The 1,491-nt window shown below is 39.5% G+C and carries 2 protein-coding genes; both read right to left on the bottom strand.

The window, feature by feature from the left end:
- Window positions 1-31: 31 nt before the first annotated feature.
- On the bottom strand, window positions 32-937 hold the full coding sequence (locus MMY95_RS15530; protein WP_080128853.1) for an IS3 family transposase: 906 nt from the start codon (window positions 935-937) through the stop codon (window positions 32-34).
- The gene (locus tag MMY95_RS15525) at window positions 916-1,446 is read right to left on the bottom strand and encodes a helix-turn-helix domain-containing protein (RefSeq protein WP_001748115.1); all 531 of its coding nucleotides are present in this window, start codon (window positions 1,444-1,446) and stop codon (window positions 916-918) included. Before MMY95_RS15525 ends, MMY95_RS15530 begins: the two co-directional genes overlap by 22 nt.
- Window positions 1,447-1,491: the final 45 nt, after the last annotated feature.

The following is a 1,491-nucleotide window of genomic DNA, read 5'->3' as shown; positions in this document are numbered from 1 at the left end:
TGAAGTGAACCCACAAGTTTGGACAACTAAATTAAGCTGCTAACTGATTGGCAAGTTCTCGGTATTGTACCGGTGACTTGCCTTTTAGTTTGGTCCTGATTCTACGGTTATTATAAAATTCAATCCATTCAGTCATCGCTTGCGCGAGACTTTCTGAATTTTCGAAGTGTTCATCCATCATCTCTGCTTTCATGAGATGAAAAAATGATTCCATGGCGGCGTTATCTAAGCAAGTCGCCTTACGGGACATACTCTGAAAGGTATGATGAGTTTTAAGCGTTTTTTGCCACTGTTTATGTTGATACTGAAATCCTTGATCTGTGTGTACCGTTGTTCTATAAGGAAGCTCAGGTAATCCATCTAATGCTTCTTTTAGTGGTTTCAACGCAAATTCAAGAGTTGGGTGTGCGCTAATGTTAAATGCCAAAATTTCACCCGAAAATAAATCCATGATGGGTTCTAAATAGATTCGCTCGCTTTGACTCATCTGACCGTATCGAAATTCACTAACGTCGGCGACGAGTTTTTGATATGGTCGATCTGTCTTGAATCGACGGTGTAACTTATTTTTGGCGATTCTACCAACAGTTCCTTTGTATGAGTTATATTTGCGAGTTTGCTTATTAAAGGCCTGACATGTCCAGCCTTGCTCCTTCATAATTCGGAGGACGCGTTTATGATTAACTTTAAATCCCTGTTCATGCATAACTAACGTTATGCGACGGTAACCGTATTTTTGAGTATACTTGGCATCTGTTTGCCGAATTTCATCAATGGCTTGGATAACCTGGTCATCCTCATATTTTCGTCCCTGACTGTGCTTAGTGTAATAGTACGTGCTACGTGGTACCTTAACGGCTTTAAGGATAAAACTAATCGACGTTTTGAAGACCCGCCTCAGATCATCAATTAAGGTCACGGTTTCTCGTGAGCTGATTTTTCGTGATCTAAGGCATCGAGTTTTTTTAAAAATTCGTTCTCGATTCTTAACATCTTATTTTCTTGCTTGAGTTGCTTTAACTCATCTTTATCGTGGCGTGCTTGGATTTGTGCCGTTGTGGGTTTGGTCACTTTTTTATGTTTAGACATAGTCTTGGGATTTCCTCTCACTCTATTTAGTCTACTGAGCCCCTCTAAATCAAACTTTCTTTGCCATTGCCAGATAGTACTTGGTGAAGAGAGGTTGAAATGTAGTGCTGTTTCTGGAAGCGAAGCTTTGTGCTGTTGTTTCCAGTTTAATACTTCTATCTTGAACTCACTAGAGTATTCCAAATTCATAGGTTTCGGTTTTAATCCTGCAATGCCAAAACGATTAAAGCGATGAACCCATAGGAGAATCGTTTCATTGTTGGCAACATGGTATTTTCTGGCCAATTGAATGGAACTAATACCCGTTAAATATTGTGTCACAATAGAAATCCGTAACTCTAAATTAAATTTAGTCATAGTAAAACCCCCGAGATTGTTGTCCAATCTCGGGGGTTCACTTCA

It is taken from the genome of Lactiplantibacillus sp. ME-2 (assembly GCF_022549155.1).
GTDB lineage: Bacteria > Bacillota > Bacilli > Lactobacillales > Lactobacillaceae > Lactiplantibacillus > Lactiplantibacillus plantarum.
Note: the sequence above shows the minus strand (reverse complement) of the source record. Positions and strands in the feature narration are given on the sequence as shown.